At 65.2% G+C, this 23,310-nt stretch carries 19 protein-coding genes and 1 pseudogene; 9 read left to right on the top strand and 11 right to left on the bottom strand.

The annotated features are described in order from the left end of the window. A pseudogene (locus F6X53_RS33915) lies at positions 1–159 on the bottom strand (zinc metallopeptidase); the annotation flags it as partial. Positions 160–539: 380 nt separating this feature from the next. Continuing rightward, positions 540–1,178: a TetR/AcrR family transcriptional regulator gene (locus F6X53_RS28845; protein ID WP_244965632.1), complete on the bottom strand. Its 639-nt coding sequence runs from the start codon at positions 1,176–1,178 to the stop codon at positions 540–542. Between the two features lie 136 nt (positions 1,179–1,314). Here F6X53_RS28845 and F6X53_RS28850 point away from each other — a divergent pair, with 136 nt between their 5' ends. From F6X53_RS28850 to F6X53_RS28880, 7 genes are all read left to right on the top strand, one after another. Continuing rightward, positions 1,315–2,436, top strand: a complete 1,122-nt coding sequence (locus F6X53_RS28850) for an AMP-binding protein (RefSeq protein WP_306426593.1) — start codon at positions 1,315–1,317, stop codon at positions 2,434–2,436. A gap of 1 nt (position 2,437) precedes the next feature. Beyond that, positions 2,438–3,178 (top strand): nitroreductase, encoded by a 741-nt coding sequence (locus F6X53_RS28855; protein ID WP_151004852.1) that lies wholly within the window; start codon positions 2,438–2,440, stop codon positions 3,176–3,178. A 42-nt stretch (positions 3,179–3,220) separates the two neighbouring features. Beyond that, positions 3,221–3,988: a 3-hydroxyacyl-CoA dehydrogenase gene (locus F6X53_RS28860; protein WP_151004854.1), complete on the top strand. Its 768-nt coding sequence runs from the start codon at positions 3,221–3,223 to the stop codon at positions 3,986–3,988. Positions 3,989–4,016: 28 nt separating this feature from the next. Beyond that, a complete protein-coding gene (locus tag F6X53_RS28865) occupies positions 4,017–5,207 on the top strand; it encodes an acetyl-CoA C-acyltransferase (RefSeq protein ID WP_151004856.1) in 1,191 nt (396 codons plus the stop codon). Positions 5,208–5,392: 185 nt separating this feature from the next. Continuing rightward, the gene (locus tag F6X53_RS28870; RefSeq protein ID WP_210386424.1) at positions 5,393–7,060 is read left to right on the top strand and encodes an MFS transporter; all 1,668 of its coding nucleotides are present in this window, start codon (positions 5,393–5,395) and stop codon (positions 7,058–7,060) included. A 104-nt stretch (positions 7,061–7,164) separates the two neighbouring features. Beyond that, positions 7,165–8,055 carry an alpha/beta fold hydrolase gene (locus F6X53_RS28875; protein WP_151004858.1) on the top strand — a complete coding sequence of 297 codons (891 nt, stop codon included), beginning with the start codon at positions 7,165–7,167 and terminating at the stop codon, positions 8,053–8,055. 200 nt (positions 8,056–8,255) lie between these two features. Next, positions 8,256–9,029, top strand: a complete 774-nt coding sequence (locus F6X53_RS28880) for an enoyl-CoA hydratase (protein WP_151004860.1) — start codon at positions 8,256–8,258, stop codon at positions 9,027–9,029. A 1,191-nt stretch (positions 9,030–10,220) separates the two neighbouring features. Here F6X53_RS28880 and F6X53_RS28885 read toward each other — a convergent pair. The 4 genes from F6X53_RS28885 to F6X53_RS28900 all read right to left on the bottom strand — a co-directional run bounded on the left by F6X53_RS28885 (position 10,221) and on the right by F6X53_RS28900 (position 14,988). After that, entirely contained in the window at positions 10,221–10,517 is a 297-nt protein-coding gene (locus F6X53_RS28885; RefSeq protein ID WP_151004862.1) for a hypothetical protein, read from the bottom strand. A 406-nt stretch (positions 10,518–10,923) separates the two neighbouring features. Further along, complete coding sequence (locus tag F6X53_RS28890) at positions 10,924–12,639, bottom strand: AMP-binding protein (RefSeq protein WP_151004864.1); 1,716 nt, start codon at positions 12,637–12,639, stop codon at positions 10,924–10,926. A gap of 170 nt (positions 12,640–12,809) precedes the next feature. Continuing rightward, positions 12,810–13,307, bottom strand: coding sequence for a monooxygenase family protein (locus F6X53_RS28895; protein ID WP_151004866.1), 498 nt, complete (start codon positions 13,305–13,307; stop codon positions 12,810–12,812). Positions 13,308–13,443: 136 nt separating this feature from the next. Further along, entirely contained in the window at positions 13,444–14,988 is a 1,545-nt protein-coding gene (locus F6X53_RS28900) for a winged helix-turn-helix domain-containing protein (protein ID WP_191971041.1), read from the bottom strand. Between the two features lie 759 nt (positions 14,989–15,747). Between F6X53_RS28900 and F6X53_RS28905 the strand changes: the two genes are divergently transcribed. Beyond that, entirely contained in the window at positions 15,748–16,080 is a 333-nt protein-coding gene (locus tag F6X53_RS28905) for a hypothetical protein (protein ID WP_238298158.1), read from the top strand. A 717-nt stretch (positions 16,081–16,797) separates the two neighbouring features. On the opposite strand, the gene F6X53_RS28910 is transcribed toward F6X53_RS28905, so the two are convergent. Then, positions 16,798–18,822, bottom strand: coding sequence for a hybrid sensor histidine kinase/response regulator (locus F6X53_RS28910; RefSeq protein WP_151004870.1), 2,025 nt, complete (start codon positions 18,820–18,822; stop codon positions 16,798–16,800). A gap of 4 nt (positions 18,823–18,826) precedes the next feature. Beyond that, on the bottom strand, positions 18,827–19,030 hold the full coding sequence (locus F6X53_RS28915) for a ribbon-helix-helix domain-containing protein (RefSeq protein WP_151004871.1): 204 nt from the start codon (positions 19,028–19,030) through the stop codon (positions 18,827–18,829). Positions 19,031–19,521: 491 nt separating this feature from the next. On the opposite strand from F6X53_RS28915, the gene F6X53_RS28920 reads away from it, so the two are divergent. Next, complete coding sequence (locus F6X53_RS28920) at positions 19,522–20,289, top strand: Crp/Fnr family transcriptional regulator (protein ID WP_238296856.1); 768 nt, start codon at positions 19,522–19,524, stop codon at positions 20,287–20,289. A gap of 83 nt (positions 20,290–20,372) precedes the next feature. Here the strand turns inward: F6X53_RS28920 and F6X53_RS28925 are convergent, their stop codons facing one another. The 3 genes from F6X53_RS28925 to F6X53_RS28940 all read right to left on the bottom strand — a co-directional run bounded on the left by F6X53_RS28925 (position 20,373) and on the right by F6X53_RS28940 (position 23,069). Further along, complete coding sequence (locus tag F6X53_RS28925) at positions 20,373–20,651, bottom strand: hypothetical protein (protein WP_151004873.1); 279 nt, start codon at positions 20,649–20,651, stop codon at positions 20,373–20,375. A 211-nt stretch (positions 20,652–20,862) separates the two neighbouring features. Next, positions 20,863–21,585 carry a carbonic anhydrase gene (locus F6X53_RS28930; RefSeq protein WP_151004875.1) on the bottom strand — a complete coding sequence of 241 codons (723 nt, stop codon included), beginning with the start codon at positions 21,583–21,585 and terminating at the stop codon, positions 20,863–20,865. 1,106 nt (positions 21,586–22,691) lie between these two features. Then, positions 22,692–23,069, bottom strand: coding sequence for a hypothetical protein (locus tag F6X53_RS28940; RefSeq protein WP_151004877.1), 378 nt, complete (start codon positions 23,067–23,069; stop codon positions 22,692–22,694). Positions 23,070–23,310: the final 241 nt, after the last annotated feature.

A 23,310-nucleotide genomic window follows, 5' to 3' on the forward strand; every position in this document is an offset into this window, starting at 1 on the left:
CCGTGCGAGGTCGAGCAGATGGCGGGCGAGCTCGCCTCCGGTCCCGGGCAAGTCCGGCCGCTCGGTGGCGTGTTGCTGCATCGCCCGGCGCACCCACCACTGAGGGCCGAACACGAGGCCGAACAGGAGGGTGGCGGCGAGCGCTAGGAGGACAGGCATTCCGGGTATGTAGGCGCGCGGCCATGTCCGTGAAAGCGCGGCGCTTTACTCCGCTTCCGGCGCCTTTCCCCTGGGCTAGGGAGGTAGGGAGAAGGCCGCAGTTGCAGATTGGCGGGCGGCTGAGGCGTTCGCGCGACGGCCATCGTAGCGGGTTACTGTCGTGACCCGGCTAAAATGCGGGCACGGCATCAAGAGGTGGCCGGTTCATGGTGGATCAGGGCCCAGCGGCACCGGAGCGCTACGAGCTAACGGGCGACGTAGGGACTATTCCCGCCGACACCCAGACGGCGCCGCCCTGCAGACGACCGACACGACGTGCTACGACGTCCGACGGACCGCGCCGATGAGCCCCAGCTTGTTCTTGCGTGAGCGATGGCGAACTACGTGACGACGTCCTTGCTCCCGACGCCGCGGAGGCAGAAGCCGACGATGGCCCTGGCCTGGTTCTGACGGTCCGCGTCCGTGGACAACGTGTCGGAGGCCAGCGGCCCGACGAGCCCCTCGAAGAGCGAGCCCACGATGCAGGCGGCCGATGCCTGCGCATCCTGGACGGGGAACTCCTTCGACCGGATGCCCTGCTCGATGATCGTCTCGAAGACCCGGGCGAGCTTCCGCCTGTACCGTAGCCTGGCGGCCTCGATCTCAGGCTCGACGGGCTCGGCCACGAGAGCGTGGGCAAGCCTGCGACCCAGAAGGGCCCGGCTGGCGAACAGGGACGCGGACGCGGCCAGACGCTCGGCCGCGGTGCCGTCGCCCATGGCCAGGCCGGCCGCGGCGTCGACCTCGCGCTGCGCGACGGCGGCCACGACCTCGACCATCAGGGCGGCCTTCGACGGGAAGTTCCGGTAAAGGGTGGCCAGCGCCACCCCGGCCTCGTCCGCGACGCCGGTCATCTGCGCTTCCCGGAAGCCGACGCGAGAGACGAGGTCGCGAGCGGCGGCGAGGATGGCCGTGCGCTTGTCGGGAGACTGGGCCCTGGCGCTCGTGCTCCGGACCGACTGTGTGGCGCGCGGCATCATTTTCCTACTCAAGCGTGATGCCCTTCAAGGCGACCTAGGGCCGGTGTTCGATCCGAGCCGGCACCCATGACCAGCACCATCTAACACGCATGCCTCAGGTCGTGTTGTCCCGGCCCCGGGATGGCCGGCGGCGGTCCTGGGCGGCGATGCGCCCATCATCCAGATCTACACTTCGGGCACCACCGGCACCCCGAAAGGCGTTGTGGTGCCGACCCGTGCGCTGGCGGGCTTCCGCGCCTACGCCGAGTTCGGGCTCGGCGTGCTCCCGGACGACCTGTACTGGTGCGCGGCGGACCCGGGTTGGGCCTACGGCCTGTACTTCGGGGTGCTGGGGTCGTTCACGACCGGCGTGCCTAGCCTGCTCCTGACATCCGGGTTCGACGCCAAGGCGACGTTCGAGGTCCTGGCCCGGTACAAGGTGACGAACTTCACCGCGGCGCCCACGGTGTACCGTTCGCTGCGCGCCTACGAGGGACCCAGGCCGGAGATCAGGAGCCTGCGCTGCGCCTCCAGCGCCGGCGAGCCGCTGACGCCGGAGGTCAACGAGTGGGCGGTCGAGGCCCTGGGCGTCACGGTCCATGACCACTACGGCCAGACCGAAGCCGGCATGCTCCTGAACAACCACCACCATCCAGCCCTGCGCGCCCCGATCAAGCCTGGTTCCATGGGCACGCCGCTGCCGGGCTGGTCGCTGCTGGTCCTGAAGAACCAGGAGGACGCCATTGCCCCAGACGGCGAGCTCGGTCGCGTGGCCGTCGAGTTGAAGGACAGCCCGCTGGCTTGGTTTTCGGGTTACGTCTCCGACCCGCTCAAGAGCGCGGAGAAGTTCGCTGGCGGAGGCCGCTGGTACCTGACCGGCGATGCGGGTCGCCGGGACGAGGACGGCTACTTCCACTTCTCGTCCCGCGACGACGACGTGATCATTATGGCCGGGTACCGGATCGGGCCCTTCGAGATTGAGTCGATCATCGTGACCCATCCGGCCGTGAGCGAGTGCGCGGTCATCGCGGTCCCCGATGCGACGCGCGGGGAGGTGCTCGAAGCCTACGTCGTTCTGCGCCCGGGCGAAGAAGAGGGCTCGGACCAGGTGAAGTCCATCCAGAACTGGGTCAAGACACGCTATGCCGCACACGCATTCCCGCGGCAGGTTCACTTCACCGAGGCCCTGCCGAAGACGCCGAGCGGCAAGGTGCAGCGGTTCGTGCTCCGCCAGCAGAGGCGCGAGCAGATGACCCCGAACGTCGCCGCAGCGAGCTGACATGACCGCCAAGATCGCACAGCGAGAATTGGACCTGCCCGGCGTGGTCGAGGATGCCGGGCCGGGACCGACCGCCGACGCCGCGGTCATCGACGCGGTCGTGAACCGGCGTTCGGTCCGGCGGTTTCGCCCCACGCCGATTCCTTCGGACGTGGTGACGGAGATCCTCGCGGCCGCCTCGCGCTCCCCGTCGGGGACGAACTTCCAGCCCTGGCACGTCCATGCCGTGACGGGTGCCACCCGCGAGCGGCTCTCGCGCACCGTCCTCGCGGCGGCCGAGGCCGGCGAGCGGTCGGAGGAGTACGCCTACTCCCCGTCGCCGGTGCCGGAGCCCTACCTGTCGCGCAAGAGGCAGGTCGGCTTCGACCTCTACGAGCTCTACGGCATCGAACGCGGCGACTTCGAGGGTCGCAAACGGGCGATGATGAGGAACTTCGAGTTCTTCGGCGCCCCGGTCGGGCTGTTCTTCACCATGGAAGCCTGCCTGCTGCACGGGTCGTGGCTCGACTGCGGCATGTTCATGCAGAACGTCATGATCGTCGCCCGCGCCTACGGCTTGGAGACCTGCCCGCAGCAGGCTTGGTGCGAGTTCGGGCGCGTCGTGCACGAGCAACTCGGCATCCCGGACACGCACGTCCTCCTGTCCGGCATGGCGCTCGGGTACGCCGACCCCGAGGCCCCCGAGAATACCCTCGTGAGCCGGCGCGAGCCGGTCGAGAGCTTCACGACCTTCCACGACTAGGCCGCCGGCCTGGCCGTCCCGCACAAACCATCGGGTACGACGATGCAGATCAAGGATCACGTCTTCCTCGTGACCGGCGGGGGCTCCGGCCTCGGCGCGGCGGTGGCCCGCCGGTTGGCGGCCGAGGGCGCCAGCATCGTCGTCGCCGACGTGGCCGCGGAGGCTGGCGAGGGCGTCGCTGCCGAGATCGGGCCTCGCGCCCGTTTCGCGCGCACCGACGTGACTGACGCCGAGCAGGGCGAGGCGGCGGTGCGGCTCGCAAAGGATGCCTTCGGCCATCTGCATGGCTTGGTGAACTGCGCGGGCGTGGCCCCCATCGAGAAGGTCATTGGCCGGGCGGGCCCGCACGGGCTCGACAGCTTCGCACGCACGGTCGGCATCAACCTCATCGGCACGTTCAACATGCTGCGGCTCGCAGCGGCGGCCATCGCGCAAGAGGAGCCCGGCGAGGACGGCGAGCGGGGCGTGATCGTCAACACCGCCTCCATCGCCGCCTACGACGGTCAGATCGGCCAAGCCGCCTACGCGGCGTCCAAGGGCGGGGTCGCCGCCCTCACCCTGCCGGTCGCCCGCGAACTCGCCCGTTCCGGCATCCGCGTCGTGACCATCGCCCCCGGCATCTTCGAGACGCCGATGATGACCGGAATGCCGCAGGACGTTCAGGACGCCCTCGCCCAGGACGTCCCGTTCCCGAAGCGCCTCGGCCGGCCCGCCGAGTTCGCGGCGCTTGTGGAGCACATCCTCGGGAACGTCATGCTGAACGGCGAGACAATCCGCCTCGACGGCGCCCTGCGGATGCCGCCGCGCTGAACATCCCCGACCTAGAAGGAACCCAACCATGAGCGACCTCGATCCCATCGTCATCGTCGGGTCCGCCCGGACCCCCATGGGCGCTTTCCAGGGGGACCTGGTCTCGCTCGCAGCGCCCGATCTCGGGGCGGCCGCCATCCGAGCCGCCGTCGAGCGCGCAGGCGTCCCGGCCGAGGACGTCGAGGAGGTCGTGTTCGGTTGCGTGCTCTCCGCCGGCCAGGGTCAAGCCCCCGCCCGGCAGGCGGCGCTGGGCGCCGGGCTGCCGATGTCCGCGGGCGCCACTACGGTCAACAAGATGTGCGGCTCGGGCATGAAGGCCGCCATGTTCGCCCACGACCTCCTGCGCGCCGGCAGCGTGAGCGTCGCCGTCGCCGGCGGCATGGAGAGCATGACCAACGCGCCGTACCTGCTCGACCGGGCCCGAGGCGGCTACCGCATGAGCCACGGCCGCGTCCTCGACCACATGTTCCTCGACGGGCTGGAGGACGCCTACGACAAGGGCAGCCTGATGGGGACCTTCGCCGAGGATTGCGCCGAGAGCTACCAGTTCACCCGCCAGGCCCAGGACGAGTTCGCGATCCGGTCGCTGACGCGGGCGCAGAAGGCGATCTCCGAGGGGCTGTTCGCCCGCGAGACCGTCCCGGTGACGGTGAAGGCGGGCAAGGCGGAGCGGACCGTCGAGCACGACGAGCAGCCGGCCCGGGCCAAGCCCGAGAAGATCCCGAGCCTCAAGCCCGCCTTTCGCGAGGGTGGCACCGTCACGGCGGCCAACGCCTCGTCGATCTCGGACGGCGCCGCTGCGCTGGTGCTGATGCGGCGGTCAGAGGCCGAGCGGCGGGCCCTAACGCCCCTGGCGACCATCGTCGGTCACGCGACCAACGCCTGCACCCCGAGTCATTTCCCGACTGCCCCGGTCGGCGCCCTGCGCAAGCTCTCTGAGAGCACAGGCTGGGATCTGAAGACCGTCGACCTGTTCGAGATCAACGAGGCGTTCGCGGTCGTTCCGATGGCGGCGATGCACGACCTCGGGCTCCCGGCGGACAAGGTCAACGTCCACGGCGGCGCATGCGCGCTGGGCCACCCCATCGGCGCGTCCGGCGCCCGAGTGATGGTGACGCTGCTCTCGGCGCTGGAGACCTACGGGATGAGGCGGGGCGTGGCCACCCTCTGCATCGGCGGCGGCGAGGCGACCGCCATCGCAATCGAGCGGTCCAACTGACCGCCTCCTGAGAACGCCAACGAACGTCTGAAGCGTCTGGACCTTCCGACCGCACGTACGACCTCGGTCGGACGCCGCTCGCGGCTGGCCAAGTCAATGTTGTTCGCGCCAGCAACCAAGCCATTGAGCTCCTGCACTCGACCTGACCGCAGGAGATTAACGCAGTAAAATCATGGGAGGAAGTCATGACAACCATTGCGGCGGTCCCGCACTCAGCCGGTATGACCTCGAAAGACAAGCTGGTCATCATCGCGGCGTCCCTCGGTACGGTCTTTGAATTCTACGACTTCTTCCTGATCGGCCTGCTCGCCGCGGAGATCACGAAGGTGTTCTTCTCGGGCGTCAATCCGACCGCGGGCTTCATCTTCACGCTGCTGGGCTTCGCCGCGGGCTTCATGCTCCGTCCGTTCGGCGCCATCGTCTTCGGCCGCCTCGGTGACATCGTCGGCCGGAAGTACACTTTCCTCGTGACCATCCTGCTGATGGGCGTGTCCACCTTCGTCATCGGCCTCCTACCGTCCTACGCGACGGCCGGGATCGCGGCGCCAGTCGCCTTCATCGCGATGCGGATGCTTCAGGGCCTCGCCCTGGGCGGCGAGTTCGGCGGGGCCATGATCTACGTCGCGGAGCACGCCCCGCAGGGACGCCGGGCCGAGTGGACCTCCTGGGTCATCCTCACAGCGGCGGTGGGCTTCCTGCTGGCAGTCGCCGTCATCATCCCGCTGCGCCTCACGTTGGGCGGCGACGCCTTTGTCTCCTGGGGCTGGCGCGTGCCGTTCCTCATCTCGGTCGCCCTGCTGGGCATCTCCCTCTGGATCCGACTGAAGCTCGACGAGTCCCCCGAGTTCAAGCGCATGAAGGCCGAGGGCAAGGCGTCGAAGGCGCCCCTGTCCGAGGCCTTCGGCCAGTGGAAGTACCTGCGCCTGATCCTGGTCGGGGCCCTGTGCATCCTGCCGGCGCAGGCGGTCATCTGGTACACGGGCCAGTTCTACTCGCTGTTCTTCCTGACCAAGGTACTTCGCGTTGAGACACTGACGGCCAACGTCATGCTGATCACGGCCACCGTCCTGACGGCACCGCTGTATATTGTCTTCGGCGCGCTGTCGGACCGCATCGGGCGCCGGCCTGTCTACGTCGCCGGCTACCTGCTCTGCGCGGTGCTGACGGTGCCGATCTTTCAGGCCATGACGCACTACGCCAATCCCAGCCTTGAGAGGGCGCAAGTCGAGACGCCCATCACGGTCGTGGCCAACCCGAGCGAGTGCTCGCTGCAGTTCAATCCCCTGGGCACGTCCAAATTCACGACGTCGTGCGATGTCGTGACGGACGCGCTCGCCAAGCTGGGCTTGAGCTACTCCAGCGAGAACGCCTCCGGTTCCGGCAAGGCAAGCGTGAAGGTCGGCGACCTGACCGTGGGTGGATACGGTGCCGACGATGCCGACGCGGCCGACGCCGCCGTCCAGAAGACCCGCTTCGAAGGCGAGTTGAAGGCGGCCCTGGCCCGGAAGAACTACCCGCTCGGAACCGCCGCCGAGGACGACATCAACCGGCCCATGATCGTGCTGCTCCTGTGCGTGCTCTTGAGCTTCGGCGCGATCACGTTTTCGCCCACCACGACATCGTTGCTGGAGATGTTCCCCTCGCGCATCCGCTACACCGCGATGTCGTTTCCCTACCACCTCAGCGCAGCGTGGTTCGGGGGTTTCCTCCCCGCGACCGCCTTCACCATCGTCGCCGCCACGGGGAACGTCTACTCGGGCCTGTACTACCCGGTGGCCATCGCGGCGACCTGCTTTGTCCTGAGCCTGCTGTTCGCCCGGGAGACGAAGGACGTCGACATCTCCAAGGGATGATCGGCTCCCCGTCGACCGCGAGCAGCTGACGTGGTCATGATCGAGGCGGCGGCGGGGGTTCCGCCGCCGCTCCCCCGCCGGTCTGATGCAATAGGGAGAGCGGCATGCGCGAGACCTGGGACGGGACGACGGTCGAGTGGGGCTCGGCCGAGGTCGAGCGCGGCGTGCGTCTCCACTACGGCGTAGCCGGTGCCGGCGACCGTACGGTGATGCTCGTCCATGGTTACCCGCAGACTGCCTATGCCTGGCGGCGGGTGGTCCCGCTCCTCGTGCAGGCGGGTCTTCGCGTGGTGATGCCCGACTACCGCGGCGCCGGAGGGTCCTCGAAGCCGTCGGGCGGCTACGACAAGCACACCATGGCGGGTGACCTGCACGCCTTGCTCTACGAGCATCTTGGGCTCACCGGTCCCGTCACGGTGGCGGGCCACGACATCGGGATGATGGTCGCCTATGCCTTCGCCCGTCGCTTTCCCGACCGCACGGACGGGCTCGTCGTCATGGAGGCGCCCCTGCCGGGGACCGCGGCCTACGAGCGGAGCCTCGGTGACACCAAGCGCGTCTGGCACTTCCACTTCCATCGCGCCCCCGACCTGCCGGAACTCCTGACCGCGGGTCGCGAGCAGCTTTACCTGGAGCGCTTCTACCTGGACCTCGCCTTCGACATCGAGGCCATCGGTGCGGAAGCCGTGGCGCGTTACGTCCGGGCCTTTACGAGACCGGGCGCGATGCGGGCCGGGTTCGAGCTCTACCGAGCCTTCCCCGCCGATGCCGAGCGCAACCGGGCCGACCTGGAGCGCGAGGGGAAGCTCCCGATGCCGGTGCTGGCCGTGGCAGGCGCGCACAGCACCTTCGCGCGGTCCATGGACGGCATGATGCGCGAGGTGGCCCAGGACGTCACCTTTCAGGTCATCGAGCAGGCCAATCACTGGATACCGGAGGAGAACGCCGAGGCGCTCGCCGCGGCAGTCAGGAGCTTCCTGTCGGAACACGCCTGACCGCCGCGCGGCGTGCCTGTCGGCGACGTCCTCGCAAGAGGCCCGACAGGCGCACCTGACCGGTAACCCGGCGAACCGGCCCGTACGCGAGCGCCGTCGGGTTCCAGACCAAAAACAGCCGCCCACCGCGACCGCGAACCTGCTCGCCCCGGAGCCGATGCGAATCGAAGTCGCAGCCGGTTCAGTAGAGGAAGCAACCGATGGACTACGAGACGATCCTGACGGAGACGCGCGGGCGCGTCCTGCTGATCACCCTCAACCGGCCGAAGGCGCTCAACGCGATCAACGCGCAGCTCACCCGGGAGGTGATCCGGGCGGCGACCGAGGCGGATACCGATCCGGAGATCGGCTGCATCGTCATCACCGGCTCGGCCAAAGCCTTCGCGGCCGGCGCTGACATCAAGGAGATGCAGCACACCACCTATGCCGCGATGTACGGGGGCGACCGGTTCGCCGACTGGGACCGGTTCACGGCCGTGCGCACGCCGATCATCGCGGCGGTGGCGGGCTACGCGCTGGGCGGCGGCTGCGAGCTCGCCATGATGTGCGACTTCATCCTGGCGGCCGACACGGCGCAGTTCGGCCTGCCCGAGATCAAGCTCGGGGTGATGCCCGGCATCGGCGGGAGCCAGCGCCTGACGCGCGCCATCGGCAAGGCGAAGGCCATGGAGATGTGCCTGACCGGGCGCAACATGGATGCGGCCGAGGCCGAGCGCTCCAGCCTCGTCGCCCGCGTGGTGGCGGCCGACACGCTCCTGGACGACGCCCTGCGCACCGCCGGGACCATCGCGGGCATGTCGAAGCCCATCGCGATGATGACCAAGGAAGCGGTGAACCGCGCCGACGAGACCACGCTCACCGAGGGCATTCGCTTCGAGCGCCGGGTCTTCCACGCGATCTTCGCCACGGCCGATCAGAAGGAGGGCATGGCCGCCTTCGTGGAGAAGCGGCCGGCCAAGTTTACGCACGGGTGACTCTCGGCGCCGGTTTAAAGCTGGGTTCAATATCGGGCGGTGGCCGGCGTCCGCGGGAGCTGGCTGGAGACGCCAACGCTGCGCAGGACGCTGAGACCGCGCCGGCGAGGAACAGCACCTCAAGGCCACTCCGGCCGGCGACGTCCAGCGCGAAGTCCAGGTTGGCAGTGTTGGCACCCACGGCGAATTCACGGATCTGCGGACGGGCCCTGCGGACGACCTCGTCCCCAAACCCGGGGAAAACGAGGGCGTAGCCCAGCCCACTCAAGGGGGCGCCAGCCGCCGCGACGGTCGCCGACCTGGCCGAGCGCATCAGCATCAGGTCAGCCGCCTGGATCAGTAGGCAGACCAGCGCCACTCTGGTGCCTCCGTGCTGGTGGGATATCTCTAGCGTCAACGACAACTGTCAGGTGACGAACGGTTGTTCTGCTGGCTCTCAGCGAAGGTTCGGGAGTGGCGCAACTGAGACCTACAACCCGACCCGTGCAGATGTCCGCTTCGGAGATGCCAGCAAATGCCGCCGAATGGCCGAGGTGGGCGCGAAGCGGCCGACTAAAGTTGGCTGAAAGCCGCCTGCCGCTTTCAGCCATCAACATCCGAGCAGGCGTCTTCATATTAAATCGCGCGAAAGAATTTCGTTCACCTGCACACAATCGCAGTATATAATCCGAAATAATTATCAAGCGATTCCGCATTTTTATCATAGAAAAAACTCGAAAACACATCCTCGCTCATGCTCAAATGCCATGATCTCAGGCTTCTAAAGGCCGTATTAAATTTGAAAATTTGAGTCGAAGGGGTATTTGAAAAATCAAGTCTAAGTTTCTTACTGGTATAGTGCAAGAAAAATTCCGAGAATTTCTCCATTAAAGTCCTGCTCAGGCCGGATATACTTCGAAGTTCAGCGCCCGTCCGGCTTGCCGCTCATCAATCCAGCAGCGATGCTACGCGTGTCACTCTCTTCTGGCGTCGGACGGAGCCTGCTTCGAATTTCGCTGCGCGAGTTATCGGTCAAGCTCGCGCAGGACGAGAGATTTCGCGCGTCGTTCGTTCGAGCGTTTCATGGATGCCTCCCCTCGGCTGCTGAAGCACCCCCGCTCGGTCGAGGTCAGATCGCCAACGTGAGCGGTGTAGGTGCTTTCGAGGAGGCGGGGCCGGAAGAACCCCGCCTCGATCGATGCGGCGGATGGCTTAGCGGCCGGACGTCGAGAAGCGCGCACCCCAGGCGTTGATTGTGGGTGCGGGGGTAGCCGGCTTTGGCTCGATCTCCTGCCGGGCCACCGGAAGAGTACGGGACGCGGTGGCCGGAGCCGGCGGCAGAACCGTGTAGCTCGACGGAGTGGACCGCGCGACGATTGTCGCGGCGCCGCCGGGCGTTTCGAACTCATGCCCCCAGGCCGTGAAGGTACGGCTCTCCCCCGCGAAGACAGTGGAGGCGAAGGCGCCGAGGCCGAGCGCGGCGAAAAGGGAAGCAGCACGAACAGTCATGTCATATCTCCATGGTTTTACGAGTGGTTGCGTAGAAATTATGGTGCCTTGCGCCGCTCAGGCATCGGCCTAATCGACCAGTATAGACTTGGAGCGGCACCTAGATGCTGAGATTGTATTTAATAATTCTCGTCCGCTTGATCCCGATGTCTCTCTCTGCATCTGAAATTACTGTAGGCATACCAGCGGCCAAAATCCTGAGCGCCGGCCGAAGGGTTCTGAGATGCACCTGAAGAATTCTGAGGAGTGCCGGCCTGCGCTATCGGGAAGAGGTCTGTGCTGCGCTGCCCGACATACAAGGAGCCTCCTGCGGAGCGCCGGCCCAGGCATCAGATCGATGCCAGCGGGCAGGACGCTCAGCAGAACGCTCCCGTAGGTGGCCGAGGATTGGCGCGCTGCGTTGACGCTATGAGTGGGCCGGCTTGGTGCTGATGTCTGACGGTGTGCCGCCAAGCTCTGTGACCATCTCGCGAAGTGCGCGACGTAGAACTTTGCCGACCGGCGTCTTCGGGAGCGCATCGAGGAAGATCACGCGGCGCGGAACTTTGTATCCTGTCAGAGAGGCCCGGGCGTGCGCGATCACCGCCGCTTCCGTGAGATCGGGATCGCACCTCACCACGCAGGCCAGGATCGTCTCGCCCAAGCGAGCGTCCGGCACTGCGACCGCTGCCGCTTCCCGGATGCCCGGATGGCGCAGTAGCACATCATCGATCTCGCTCGGATAAACGTTGAACCCACTGACGATCGCCATGTCCTTCTTGCGATCCACAAGCGTTATGTACCCCTCAGCATCCATTGCCGCGATATCGCCCGTCGCCAGGAAGCCGCGGCTGTCGAGAACGCGGGCGGTCTCCTCCGGCTGATTGTAGTAGCCGCGCATGACCTGAGGGCCGCGGACGTGGATCTCACCGGGCTCGTCCGGCACTGCGAGCGATCCATCGTCTCGGCGGATCTCGATCTCAGTCGAGCAGACGGGAAAGCCGATTCCACCGCGCGGTTCGCGTTGCCCGAACGGGTTCATGACGGCAACACCGGCCACTTCGGTCAGCCCGTAACCATCGATGATGGGAAGTCCGGTCGCCGCCCCCCAGGCCTCAGCGATGGCGGGCGGAAGGGGCGCTCCGCCGGAACAGCAGACAGCGGTCTCGCTGAAGTCGACCTTCCGGATGCCGGGGTGCTGCGATAGCGCCTGATACAGGCTCGGCACGCCTGCAAGGCTCCGGAAGCGGTGCCGTTGCATCTCCGCGACGAGACAATCCAGATCACGCGGATTGGCGATCAGCACGCCGCAGCCGCCCAGGATGAACCGGTGGATGACTTGGCAGATCAACGCGAGGGCATGGTAGAGCGGCAGGGCAACGAGGTAGGTCTCCCTGCGCTCGGCCCCGATGGCCGCAAACCACGTTCCCAGGATCAGGGCATTCGCCAGCACGTTTCCGTGGGTCAAGATCGCACCCTTGGCTGGTCCTGTTGTGCCGCCCGTGTACTGAAGCAGGGCAATATCCTCGCGTCCGACCTCGACCTGCGGCGCCCCAACGGCGGCTCCCCGCGTGACGATGCGGCGCCACCGCTGTGTTCCGCCCATATTCCAAGGGGGGACGAGCTTTCGGACGTGGTGCACGAGAAGGTTCGTCAACATTCCCTTCGAGCGCCCGAGTTCGTCGCCGACGCGCGTGACGATCACGTTCGGTACCTCGACGTGGCGCAGAGCCTCCTGAAGCGTTGCGCAGAAGTTTTCGAGCACGATGATCGTCTTCGCACCGCTGTCGCGCAACTGATGCGTCAGCTCGGGCGCGGTGTAGAGGGGGTTAACGTTGACGACAACCAGCCCGGCCCGAACCACTCCGAAGAAGGCGATCGGATATTGCAGCAGGTTCGGCAGCATGATCGCGACGCGATCGCCCGGCTGCAGCTTAAGGACTTCGCGGAGGTGATGGGCGAGATGCGCTGAAGCCTTGTCGAGGCCACTGTAGCTGAGTTCGCGACCCATGCTGCTGAAGGCGGGGCGGTCTTGGAAGCGGGCGACCGCGGCCTCGAACATTTGGACGAGCGACGTGAAACGCGCGACCTCCGCATGCTCGGGAATGCCGGGATCATAATGGGCGAGCCAGGCTTTGCTCATGTCGGCCTCCGTGAGGACGCGATGGCGCGTCAGCTCCGCTGACTAGCGGCGACATCCGCCGCCCGTCCTGAAAGGACGCTGAAGTCCTTCTGATCTTCGAAGTTCTTCTGATCCTCTCTGAGGGGCTGAACGCCTCTGAAGGTCTGCCGAGCCGAATGTGCTGGGGCCGACTAAGCCGGCCAGTCAGGCAGGTCGGGTGTGCTGTCCGGATTGAGCGCGCGATGCCGGCTCGCCATCGTGCCGTGGGCCGGTATCATTGGCGTGAAGGCGGAGAAGCCGACAGGCCTGCCCATATCGACGTAGACGGCCTCCATGCCACCCCGCATGTGGTAGGTCTCGTGCCAGAAGCCGGTTCCGCGTGAATCCCTCAGAAAGTCGCGCCACCAGATCCGGTGCGGTTCCGACTTGGACCAAACCTCCAGGCTCTGCCTGTCACGCCAGTACCAGCGCATACCGATATGGGTCGGCCTCAGGCTGAAGATGATTCGGTTCTCATAATGAAGCAGTCCCTCCGGCCGGCCGGCACCGGCGTCGTCGATGGGCTTGCCGAGGCCGAGAAGCGTCTTCAGACCGTAGCCGGTGCGTACCTGCATCCCGAGCATGATGATGACGAGGTCGGGGAAGGTGCTGAAATCTGGGACCTCTCGGCGCACCGCGGTCGTAGGCATCAGGCCCTTCGCCCCCCTGATCGTCTGGATCCTTGAGCATTCAGGAACCAACTCGAAACACTTGCATTCTGAGCGCCGCCCAGCGGGGTATGCCGCTCGGTCGAGTCGGGGCACGGTCCCAGGGGCGGCGCGCCCGTCATCCGGGCAGCCCGGCCACGCGCAGGTGCTGGGCGAAGCGCTCAGCCATGCCCTGGTCATAGCGGTAGGCATTCGCCAGTCTCGGAAGAGCGAGGCTGAACTTCGCGCTCCGCCGCAAGAGATCCGTGATCCATGTCGAGGCCTCGTCCCTGCGTCCCAGGGCGATGCACGAGGCGGCTGCTATGACGTAGGCCATCAGGTAGCTCGGGCTCCGGAAGCTGGCCTCGGTCGCGTTCCGAACCGCCTCATCGAAGCGGTCCAGCGCATAAAGGGGGCTTGCGGCCACGCCCTGGAAGAAGCCTGGGGCGATCGGGCTCAGTCCGATCGCGCGGTCGATGCTGGCGAGAGCGGCGGCGTAGCGGCCCATCGCGGTCTGAGCCAGGCTGAGGAAGGCGAGAGCCAAGGCATCGCCAGGACTGAGGGCAACGCCGCGCTCGGCAGCGATCAAGGCTTCATCGCACCGGCCGGTCAACAGGAGAGCATAGCTCAGGGCACGGTGGCCGATCGGTAGCGTCGGATCGAGCTCCAGCCCATGGCGGATTGCCTGCACGGCGTCCACCAGCCGCTCCGGACCGGCTGCGCCGGAGATCGCCATGCCGGCATCCGTTGCGATACAGAAGCCGCGCGCAATATGCGCCGGTGCATAGGTGGGATCCAGGGCAACAGCCCGCTCGACCTCCTCCAGCGCCGCCATGACGCCAGCATGGCTGAACTGTAGCATGTGCGCGAGGGCCTGGAGCGTCAGCTCGTAGACATCGAAGCTTGCTGGCGGACGACGCAGGCTCGCGGCCTGCTCGTAGCTCTGCAAACCCGAGAACAGCGTCCCGGCGATCCGCGCCACAAGCTCGTCCTGCACCTCGTAGACTTCACCCGCCGCAAAGGTGTAGCGTTCTGCCCAGACGTGCCGGTTCGAGGGACCCTCCACGAGTTGCGCGTTGACGATCATGCGCTCGCCAGCGCGCCGGATGCTGCCCTCAAGTACGTAGCGCACGTCGAGAAGCCTCGCGACATCCGCCGCCGTTCCGCCGCTCACCTTGGCCGCGAAGGAGCTTTGGCGAGCGATGACGGTGATGTTCCGATTGCGGGCCAGCTCGGTGATGATGTCTTCGGCAAAGCCCGCCCCCAAAGCCCCGTAGGTGCCCGGGCGCTCCGTAAACTCGTCGAACGGCAGGATGGCGATGCTCGGCCAGAAGCTCAGGGGAGCCCTGGCGTCGGCGGGCACGGCTGGAGGTTTGGGCTCGGCGGGCAGGACCAGCATGTAACCGCGCCGTGGAATGGTTCGAACGAGGTCGCGCGCATCCGAGCCCAGAACCTTCCGGATTTCGGATATGCACTGGGTGAGGGAGTCTTCAGTCACGATGACACCGGGCCAGCAATCCGTAAGGAGCGCATCCTTGCTGACGAGATCACCCGCGCTTGCCGTTAAGCGGCGCAGCACGTCGAAGGAGCGTGGACGCAGTTCCCGCCGCTGCCCGTCGCGCCCGACGACCTGTTCGCGGCGGAGATCGACCACAACGTCTGGAAGCGTGATGCTGTCGATCATCGAAGACCGATCTGTGTTCGCCGTCCACCGGAGCTCGCGGCCAGCATAAGTCGGGAAATCGCGAAAGCGAGCAGCCGGCATCCCAATGTCAGGAAGCAGACTTACGCACGCCCTGAACTGCTGATGATCTGGGCGCCCGACGACGGCCACTTTCGTTTCGCCTGAAGTGTGGCGCCGACCGACGAAGACCCGCTAGCCCATGCTAGCGGCGTCGACAAGATTCAGCCCTCGGGGCAAAGGCGGCACCTTTCCCGGGCCTGATCGAGAGGCTGGCGGCAGTGGCCCGGGAATGCGCTGCCGGCAGCAGCCGCATCCGAGGCAGCAGATCTCGCTTCGTGCGCAGCGGAAGCCCCGGTCCGCAGGGCCCGCTCTCAGAAGCTTTCAGAACATTTCAGCGCAATTCAGAGATCCTGCCGGGACGATACGCGTCATCCATGATGGTCTGCAGCCGAAGGCCCACTCGACTGGCCTTCACCTTCATTCCGCAGGTTACGGTGGGACGGCAAATCCCGGCCTGCGATCACCCATACAGGAGGCCGTATGAGCACGGACATTTTCCATTCCGCGATGATGGTTGGACCCAGCTGCCCGAGCGGGTGCCGATTAACGATGCTCGCCGCCATCATCTGTGCTGCGATGGCTCCTGTGCCCCCAGCCCTCGCAATGCCGATGGGTGGGAGTTACACGGGGCACATCGACCATCAGAGACCGCAACCGCTTGGGCCGAACGAGGTGAGGATCAAGCAGACGGCCTCTGGAATGAACGCGGGTCCCGGCACGCCGCTCGATGGTGCGAAGGTTCAGTGGGTCGAGACCGTGACCCTGAAGAACGGACAGGGACCCGTCCAGGGCACCATCAGGTTCACCACGCCCTCCGGGGCAACCTCCAGCGCCTACAAGGGCACGGCCACAACCGATCCTCAGGGGAGGGTCACCGCGCAAGGTACCTACCAGGTCACCGAAGGGACCGGCGCATTGGCTGGAGTGAAGGGCCGCGGGAACTTCTCTGTTGCCTATACCTCGAAGACGGACTTCGCCGGAGAGTGGCGGGGTGAGGTGCGGCTGCCCGGCCAGAAGTCATCGAAGCGGTGACCACGGAATGGTTCTCCGCAAGACGACGCGGAGGACCGCCTGCTTCGAGGATTTCGCACGCGTCGGCTGACTGACCGGGATGAGGGCGAAGCAGCCGGCCGGATTTGGCCGATTGCAGCTTGTCTGCTTCGAAGCGGAAGGTAAAGCGAAGCGGACGTTCAGCCCAGCTCAGGTAGATGCCTCAAAGTGACCCCTTCCAGACCTTCACGGCGCACGAGAAGAGCGTCCAGTCACAAGCGTTTTCCGGACATTTGATTTTCCGACAGGGTTTTCAGAATCCTGCGACCTGCCTCACACTCGACACGTGCGCCCCAACCGACCTGTCGGATCTCCGGTCGGATACCCGACACCCGAGATGATAGGACATATGTCCGCAAAAGGAGGAGGGTGTGTGAAAACGCAGGGGCTTTCTAAAACTGTAGAACAATCCTCTACGCGACAGACATGTGCCCCTGCTAGCTGGTCGCTCAGATACCGTCAGGATACCTATTCCGGCGCTGCCAAAGTTGCTTCCGGGAAGATCCTTCCACAGCCCCTGCGTTTTCACATACCCTCGGTGCGAACCAGACCCTGGCCTTTCGCCCCGAAGCGGACGCCCCGCCTCCGACCCAACCATGTCGTAGCAGCCGATCCAGGCTACCTCGGAAGCAGACGTCTGGGGAGTGGACGATATGAAACCCTTAGGTGCCTGCCTTCTCTCATCGAGTCACGGGCCTCCTACCGGCCCATGATGCGCTTGCGTCGCTGCCAAGTCGCAACCTTGCGGAGGAGGCGAGAGAGCTGTTCGACCGAATATGGCTTGTGCAGTAGCTCGAACCCGTAGGTTCCGTTTTGCGCCAGCACGTGGCTGTAGCCGGAGGCCAGGAGTACCGGCAAGTCGTGGTGGTCCCGCCGGATCCTGTGAGCGAGATCGATCCCGTTCATGCCCGGCATCACGACGTCCGTGAACACCACGTCGAAGCGGTCGGCATCTCTGGCCAGTTCGGCCAATGCCTCCTCGGCGTTGGTCGCCCATGCGGTGACGTAGCCGAGTTCGGCCAGGGTCTGGGTCGCGAACGTTCCGACTTCCGCGTTGTCCTCGACCACCAGGACGCACATGCCATGTCCATCGACGAGCGGTTCGGGCTCGGCCTGAGGCAGATGGGCCGCGGCCTCCACCCTCGGCAGGTACAGCACGAACATCGTACCCTGGCCGACCGTACTCTGTACGCGGATCTCGCCTCCGGATTGCTTGGCAAAGCCGAAGACCTGGCTCAGTCCGAGACCCGTTCCCTGTCCGACGCCCTTGGTCGTGAAGAACGGTTCGAAGATGTGCTCGATCTGCTCGGGGGCGATGCCAGAACCCGTGTCCTCGATGCATACCGCAACGAAGTCACCGAAAACGGCAGGGTGAGTGCGGATCGGCGGAATGGTCGAGACGGGGTGCACCGTGATGGTGAGGGTGCCCTCGCCATTCATGGCATCCCTGGCGTTGACGGCCATGTTCACCAGGGCCGTGTCGAACTGGCTCGGGTCGGCATCGATGAAGCAGGGCTCGTCCGGGATGTCCGTGACGATCTTGATGCGCGAGCCACTCAGCGTGCCTACCATGTCGCTGATGGTGGCGACGCTGCGGCCGGCATCGAACACCTCCGGCTTGAGGGCCTGTCGGCGCGCGAAGGCGAGTAGCTGCCCGGTGAGCTTGGCGGCGCGGGCAACGGTGTCCGAGATCGCGCCGATGTAGCGCTGGCGTCGCTCTTCCGGCAGCCCCGGCCGCTTCAGGAGATCGGTCGAGGACTTGATGACGGTGAGCAGGTTGTTGAAGTCGTGGGCCACGCCGCCGGTGAGCTGACCGACCGCCTCCATCTTCTGCGCCTGGCGCAGGGCCTCCTCCGTCCGAGCAAGGGCCTCTGCGGCATGCTTCTCGGAAGTAATGTCCCGGCCAACGGTGTAGAAGCTGCTGCTTGCCGCGTCCGCTTCTGGCACAGCCGACCAAGCGAACGAAATGGGCGTGCTATCGGCCGTGAGCAGCCTGACATGGAACTGGTGAACTGCTCGACCGCTCCGAAGCGCCGCAACGACGTCACCCGTCACGGCAAGGTCATCGGGGTGGATGATCTCGGAGAACGGCCTCGCCAACAGCTCTGCATCCGGGCGTCCGAGCTGTCGGGACCATGCCGGGTTGATCGACGTCAGATAGCCATCGAAGGTGGCAACTCCGAAGAGGTCGCGGCTCATCTCGAACAAGCGGTCGCGTTCGCGCTGAGCTTCTGCGACTTGCCGACGCTCGTCGGTCACGCGGTTGGTGGTCTCGGTGCAAGCGCAGAACAGGCCAACAATGACGCCGTCATCCCCGGGTACGGGGGTGTAGGAGAAGGCGAAGTGCGTCTCCTCCGGGTAGCCGCTGCGGTGGAGGGTGAGCTGAAGATCGTCCATGTGCACGGGATCGCCCGCGAACACGCGATCCATCAGAGCACCCACCTCATCCTGCACCTCAGGCCAGGTCTCGAAGAACGGGCGGCCGAGGGCTGCGGGGTGGCGTTCACCGAGCATGGGTGCGTAGGTATCGTTGTAGACCAGGGTCCGGTCGACACCCCAGCAGATGAACATCGGCTGCCGCGAGTTCAGCATCACCCGCACAAGAGTCAGGAGCGATTGCGACCAATGCTCCTGCGGTCCCAAGGATGTACGCGACCAGTCGTAGGCACGCATGAGCACACCCATGGTGCCGCCGCCGGTGAAGGCCGAAGTCTCCGCAATCATGGACTTAGGCCAAGCGCCGGCCGCGCGGCGGCTGCAGAGAGGGCACGGGCTGATCGATGGCCCTACCCTCATCCTTCGAGCGCAACACCCGAATGGCCGTGCGGATGAGGTCGCTGGTTGAGGTGTACTCTCCTTTGGCCACCTGGCTGTCGATCCAGGCAGCCAGCGGTTCCGTCAGGGCGATGTGGCGAGAATGTTTGGCGGGCATGTCCGCCCCCTACCACATCCGATGTCCAAGGTGTTTCGTTCCGAACCACCAAAAAGCAAACTCAGGTTCAGAACTGATGCCGTCCGCCAGGACTTTGCGCATGGCATGTCCCATGCGGCGGCATCGAACTGCCCTGGAACGAGGCGGCCTCGGCGTCCGCTTCGGCCATCATGCGGCTGATCGAAGCCGGGCCGAAATCCACCCGTCCAGTCGCTGAAGGCTGCTCCGTCAAGCGCCAGTAAGGGGGCCTTTCTCAGGCCTGGTAAGGGTCGATAACAGCCGACCGTGTTTGTCGGGAAAACGGTCTTTTTTTCCTACAGGTGATGCAACGACACCTTCGAACGTTCTATTGAGGCAAGCCGAGTTGAAACGCTGGTCGCCGGATCTCAGAGCCGGTGACGGAGCCCAACCTTGAGTGTTTTCTAAGAGCCATATATGTCATTCGCTGTACATTCGGGGCCACGTTGAAATGGCTCCGGTGGGAGAGTGCGATGGCGTCAGTGGGCTGGCAGGCGGTCGGATCCCAGCGTGAGGCAATGGCGCTTGCAGCTGTGAGCAATCCGCTCATTCGGAAGCTGGAGCACGGAGCCGTGCTCTCGGACGTCGAGCGTGCAGCCCTGGAGGCGCTCACGCTCCACCGTCGATGCGTTCCCGCGCGCCAAGACATTGCGGTCTACGACAATACGGATCGCGTGTACCTCGTCATGAGCGGCATCGCAGGGCGCTACAAGACACTCCTGCAGGGCCGCCGCCGGATTGTCTCCTTTGCCGTACCGGGTGACCTTTGCCGCATGCACGTCTCCGGATCCGCCGCACGTGACCTGCGGCTGGGCGCCCTCACACCGTGCTCCGTCGTCGACATTCCACGCGCCAAGCTCTCGGATCTGATCGAAACGCACCTCGGCATTGCCCGCGCGATGCGCTGGCTGACGTTGATGGAGTTGAGCCGGGCGCGCGAATGGCTCGTAAACGACAGCCGGCCGGCGGATAAGCGTTTAGCTCACCATTTTTGCGAGCTGCTGGTCTGCCTGCAGGCGGTGGGCCTCGCATCAGAGAACAGTTTCGAGCTTGGGATCTCGCAGACGGATCTGGCAGATGCGCTGGGCATTTCGCAGATCCACATCAACCGCGTCCTACAGGCGTTGCGGGCCAAGGGGCTGATTGTCTGGAGCAAGTCGGTGCTGACCATTCCCGACGTACCCCAGCTGATGAACTTCGCCGAATTCGACGCTGTCTACCTGAGCCTAAGTGCTATCTAAGATTGCCCCAAACTAAGATCAGCACCGAGCTCATCAAGAGATCACCGAAAAGCCCCTCGAGTAAGGCTACGGTGACAGGGCTGCTAGGGTTTGGCTGCTGGATCGCTGCCGTTGCCCGACGCTGCGATTGCCGGCGAGCGTCCGTGTGGGAAGCGCGCCGCATCACTGAGAAGCGGCAGCACTGAGTCCAGCTTGCCTTGCAGACGAACGGCCTCCGCAAGCAAGTCAGCCGCCCGCTCTCGGAGAGAACGAGCCACTGACGTGTGCCCCAGCCGGTCGAAGGCAGCAGCCGCGGCGTTCAGGTCAAAAGCAATGGTCTCGTCAACCAAGGCCGCAGCTTGCAAGTCGGCAGCAAGGCGCATGAGGCAGCCCTCTCCAGCTGGCGTTGGATCCGTACCAGACGATACGAAGTAGCAGAAGGTTGCAGACTGAGAAAAGCAGAGAGGCGGACTTTCCATAACGCCCAGTCCGCGAACCCCGCCGCAGCCGACAGGCGCCTACTAAGTTCCGCTGGAGCAAGCCCTATGAAACGCCCCGGTGCTGGGCCCTCGGCTCTGAGCGTAGACGGAACCCTCAGCCTTCGTCGAAGAAGTCGACGCTGCCGTCGTCGAGGTCGTAGCGCGCCCCGACGATCTTCAGCTTGCCGGCCTTCTGCGGCTCGACCAGCAAAGCTTCCTCCGTGCGCAGCCGGTGGACCGTGCGGCGCACGTTCTCCCGCACGGAATTGTCGAGGAGGTCGCCGGCCTGACTCTGCGCCTTGAGCACTGCTGGAACGATCGGCTCGACCACCCTGCCGATGCTGCCCGGGAAGGTGGCGTTCTCCTTCACCACCTGCACGGCGGCCTGGACGGCACCGCACTTCTCGTGGCCCAGCACCACAATCAGGGGAACCCCGAGCTCGGCGACGCCGTATTCGACGGAACCCATGCCGACGCTATCGACGGTGTTGCCGGCGTTGCGCACGATGAAGAGTTCGCCGAGGCCGCGGCCGAACAGGAGTTCCGGCGATACCCGGCTGTCGGAGCAGCCCACCAATACCACGAAGGGCGTCTGCCCGCGCGCGATCTCGATGCGGCGGTCTCTATTGGTTGTCTCGCGGCGGAAGGGGGCATCGGTGGTGAAGGAGCGGTTGCCCTCCTTCAGGAGCGCCAGGGCCTGATCGGGCGTCAGATCAGTGCGGTGGCCTGATGCGGCACGGACAGGTGTCGTTCTAGTGCTCAGGCCAGCAAGGCTACCGATCGTTGCGCAGCAGGCGCACTGGACGAAGTTCCGGCGTGACAGTGACACGAGCGTCATGACGTTCCTCTCACGCTAGGAGTCAGGAGCGCGCCTGTGGTGGACGCACCGCGGCATCAGAGCTTACCACTCCTCAGACCAGCGTTTGAGTGCAGATGGCCGGGCGAACCTGCTCGGTGCGCTATCGGCTCTCAACGGGCCCGCGTCATGGCGCCTGTCCTGGACCACGCGAGCGGCGTTTGCTCTCCCACATGTCGCAAGTATATAATCCACCGACGTCGCTTTTGTTCGGGAGATTTTTCTACGTCTAAACTGGCGCGCGGTTCATGGTTTGGACAATCACTTCCGAACACTTTTGGAAGTGCCCGTTTTCGGTTCCATAATCGAACTTAAGCGAAGGAAAACGCGCTGATTATGCGAATTTGCCGGGCAAGGCCCGCAAGGCAACCATGCCGATCGACGAGGGGTTGTCACTCCACAGGCCCGCAGAGGCGGGCGAGGAGTTCACCTGAAGAAACTGGTAATCTTGACCACTTTGGCGCTCGTCTGCGCCGGCCCCGTTCTCGCTCAAGGCCGCGATCCGAACAGCTCGTCAGCTGCCTCTGGCAATGCTGAGGAGAACAACAAGCCACGTTCCAACTCGACGGGCGGCGGCGGGGGCAGCGGCCAGGGTCCTGGCGGCGGCGGTTAGTCAGCCCTCACACGGAAGCGAGCAGCCCCGCAGCCTTACGGATCGCGGGGCTTTTCTTTGCCGCGTGCTGGAAGAGAACGTTCCATAGTTTCTTTTACCCGAACGGCCGGGGCGCTACTCGTCCGGCAACGGCATGTCAGGCGGCAGCTCGCCTGGAACCACATCTCGCTTCAGAGGGTCTGGAACGCCCACGTTGACGTCCAGTGGTGGCTCAGCCAAGTCGGGGGAAGCATCATCGGGTGCTTCACTACCTAGCGCCGGGGATACTGGCCCGATCGGATCAATTTCTACAGGGTCTAAATCAGGAGATCCGGGGTTAGCCACGAGGCCCCTCCACACAGAGGTTGACCTGCATCAATCAGGCAGTGGAGGTGGCGGTTCCGATGCAACGTTGAGCGTCGCGACCACAACGCGTGAAAGCCCCGGGGCGTGAGCACCCGGGGGCTTTCCATCTGGATGGTGGCGGTCGTCGCCTTTAGTAGCCGTAACCGTAGTAGCCATTGCAGGCGCCGGGCCCGTACCCGTAGGCACCGTAGCCGTACCCATAGCCGCAGTCGTTCGCGTAGTAGCTGCCGAGGCCGTACCCCACACCGAGGCCAAGGCCTACACCAAGGGCGCCATAGCCCAGACCACGCCCGTAGTAGCCACGGCCTCCACGACCGTAGCCGCCTGCGAAGCCACGCCCGGCGATCGCGCCACCCCGGAAGCCACCACCGCCGAAACCACCCCCACGGAAGCCGCCCCCGCCACCATGGAACCCACCGCCGCCACCAAAACCGCGGGCGTCGGCAGAGGCTGGTAGAAATGCGAGCGCGGCAACCAAAGCGGTTGAAGTCAGAGCAATCTTTGTCATTTCATCCACTCTCAAACATATCTCGGGATCGATCGTGGATGGTTAACTGGCTCGGTAGGCAGCTTGTTCGAGCAGCCGGTTTTTAATCCGCCTCAAATATCGCGCGAGGTGCAGTTCGGCACCTGTGAGGATGCGTCAAAGCGTAGCTCGAACCTTGCACATGGGTCGGTCTGTGCTGCATTGACTGAGCACGCTGCATCCTCGACGGGCGCCGTCAGCGATGGTGACGACGATGACGGTG

The sequence above is a fragment of the Methylobacterium soli genome, assembly GCF_008806385.1.
GTDB lineage: Bacteria > Pseudomonadota > Alphaproteobacteria > Rhizobiales > Beijerinckiaceae > Methylobacterium > Methylobacterium soli.

What these genes read in the sequence shown, in the direction of transcription:
- F6X53_RS28925 (WP_151004873.1), bottom strand. Translation starts at nt 20,651, where the DNA reads ATGCGCCTTGCTGCCGACTTGCAAGCTGCGGCCTTGGTTGACGAGACC.
- F6X53_RS28920 (WP_238296856.1), top strand. Translation starts at nt 19,522, where the DNA reads ATGGCGTCAGTGGGCTGGCAGGCGGTCGGATCCCAGCGTGAGGCAATG.
- F6X53_RS28860 (WP_151004854.1), top strand. Translation starts at nt 3,221, where the DNA reads ATGCAGATCAAGGATCACGTCTTCCTCGTGACCGGCGGGGGCTCCGGC.
- F6X53_RS28885 (WP_151004862.1), bottom strand. Translation starts at nt 10,517, where the DNA reads ATGACTGTTCGTGCTGCTTCCCTTTTCGCCGCGCTCGGCCTCGGCGCC.
- F6X53_RS28870 (WP_210386424.1), top strand. Translation starts at nt 5,393, where the DNA reads ATGACAACCATTGCGGCGGTCCCGCACTCAGCCGGTATGACCTCGAAA.
- F6X53_RS28910 (WP_151004870.1), bottom strand. Translation starts at nt 18,822, where the DNA reads ATGATTGCGGAGACTTCGGCCTTCACCGGCGGCGGCACCATGGGTGTG.
- F6X53_RS28845 (WP_244965632.1), bottom strand. Translation starts at nt 1,178, where the DNA reads ATGATGCCGCGCGCCACACAGTCGGTCCGGAGCACGAGCGCCAGGGCC.
- F6X53_RS28875 (WP_151004858.1), top strand. Translation starts at nt 7,165, where the DNA reads ATGCGCGAGACCTGGGACGGGACGACGGTCGAGTGGGGCTCGGCCGAG.
- F6X53_RS28905 (WP_238298158.1), top strand. Translation starts at nt 15,748, where the DNA reads ATGAACGCGGGTCCCGGCACGCCGCTCGATGGTGCGAAGGTTCAGTGG.
- F6X53_RS28900 (WP_191971041.1), bottom strand. Translation starts at nt 14,988, where the DNA reads ATGATCGACAGCATCACGCTTCCAGACGTTGTGGTCGATCTCCGCCGC.
- F6X53_RS28940 (WP_151004877.1), bottom strand. Translation starts at nt 23,069, where the DNA reads ATGACAAAGATTGCTCTGACTTCAACCGCTTTGGTTGCCGCGCTCGCA.
- F6X53_RS28865 (WP_151004856.1), top strand. Translation starts at nt 4,017, where the DNA reads ATGAGCGACCTCGATCCCATCGTCATCGTCGGGTCCGCCCGGACCCCC.
- F6X53_RS28915 (WP_151004871.1), bottom strand. Translation starts at nt 19,030, where the DNA reads ATGCCCGCCAAACATTCTCGCCACATCGCCCTGACGGAACCGCTGGCT.
- F6X53_RS28855 (WP_151004852.1), top strand. Translation starts at nt 2,438, where the DNA reads ATGACCGCCAAGATCGCACAGCGAGAATTGGACCTGCCCGGCGTGGTC.
- F6X53_RS28895 (WP_151004866.1), bottom strand. Translation starts at nt 13,307, where the DNA reads ATGCCTACGACCGCGGTGCGCCGAGAGGTCCCAGATTTCAGCACCTTC.
- F6X53_RS28930 (WP_151004875.1), bottom strand. Translation starts at nt 21,585, where the DNA reads ATGACGCTCGTGTCACTGTCACGCCGGAACTTCGTCCAGTGCGCCTGC.
- F6X53_RS28880 (WP_151004860.1), top strand. Translation starts at nt 8,256, where the DNA reads ATGGACTACGAGACGATCCTGACGGAGACGCGCGGGCGCGTCCTGCTG.
- F6X53_RS28890 (WP_151004864.1), bottom strand. Translation starts at nt 12,639, where the DNA reads ATGAGCAAAGCCTGGCTCGCCCATTATGATCCCGGCATTCCCGAGCAT.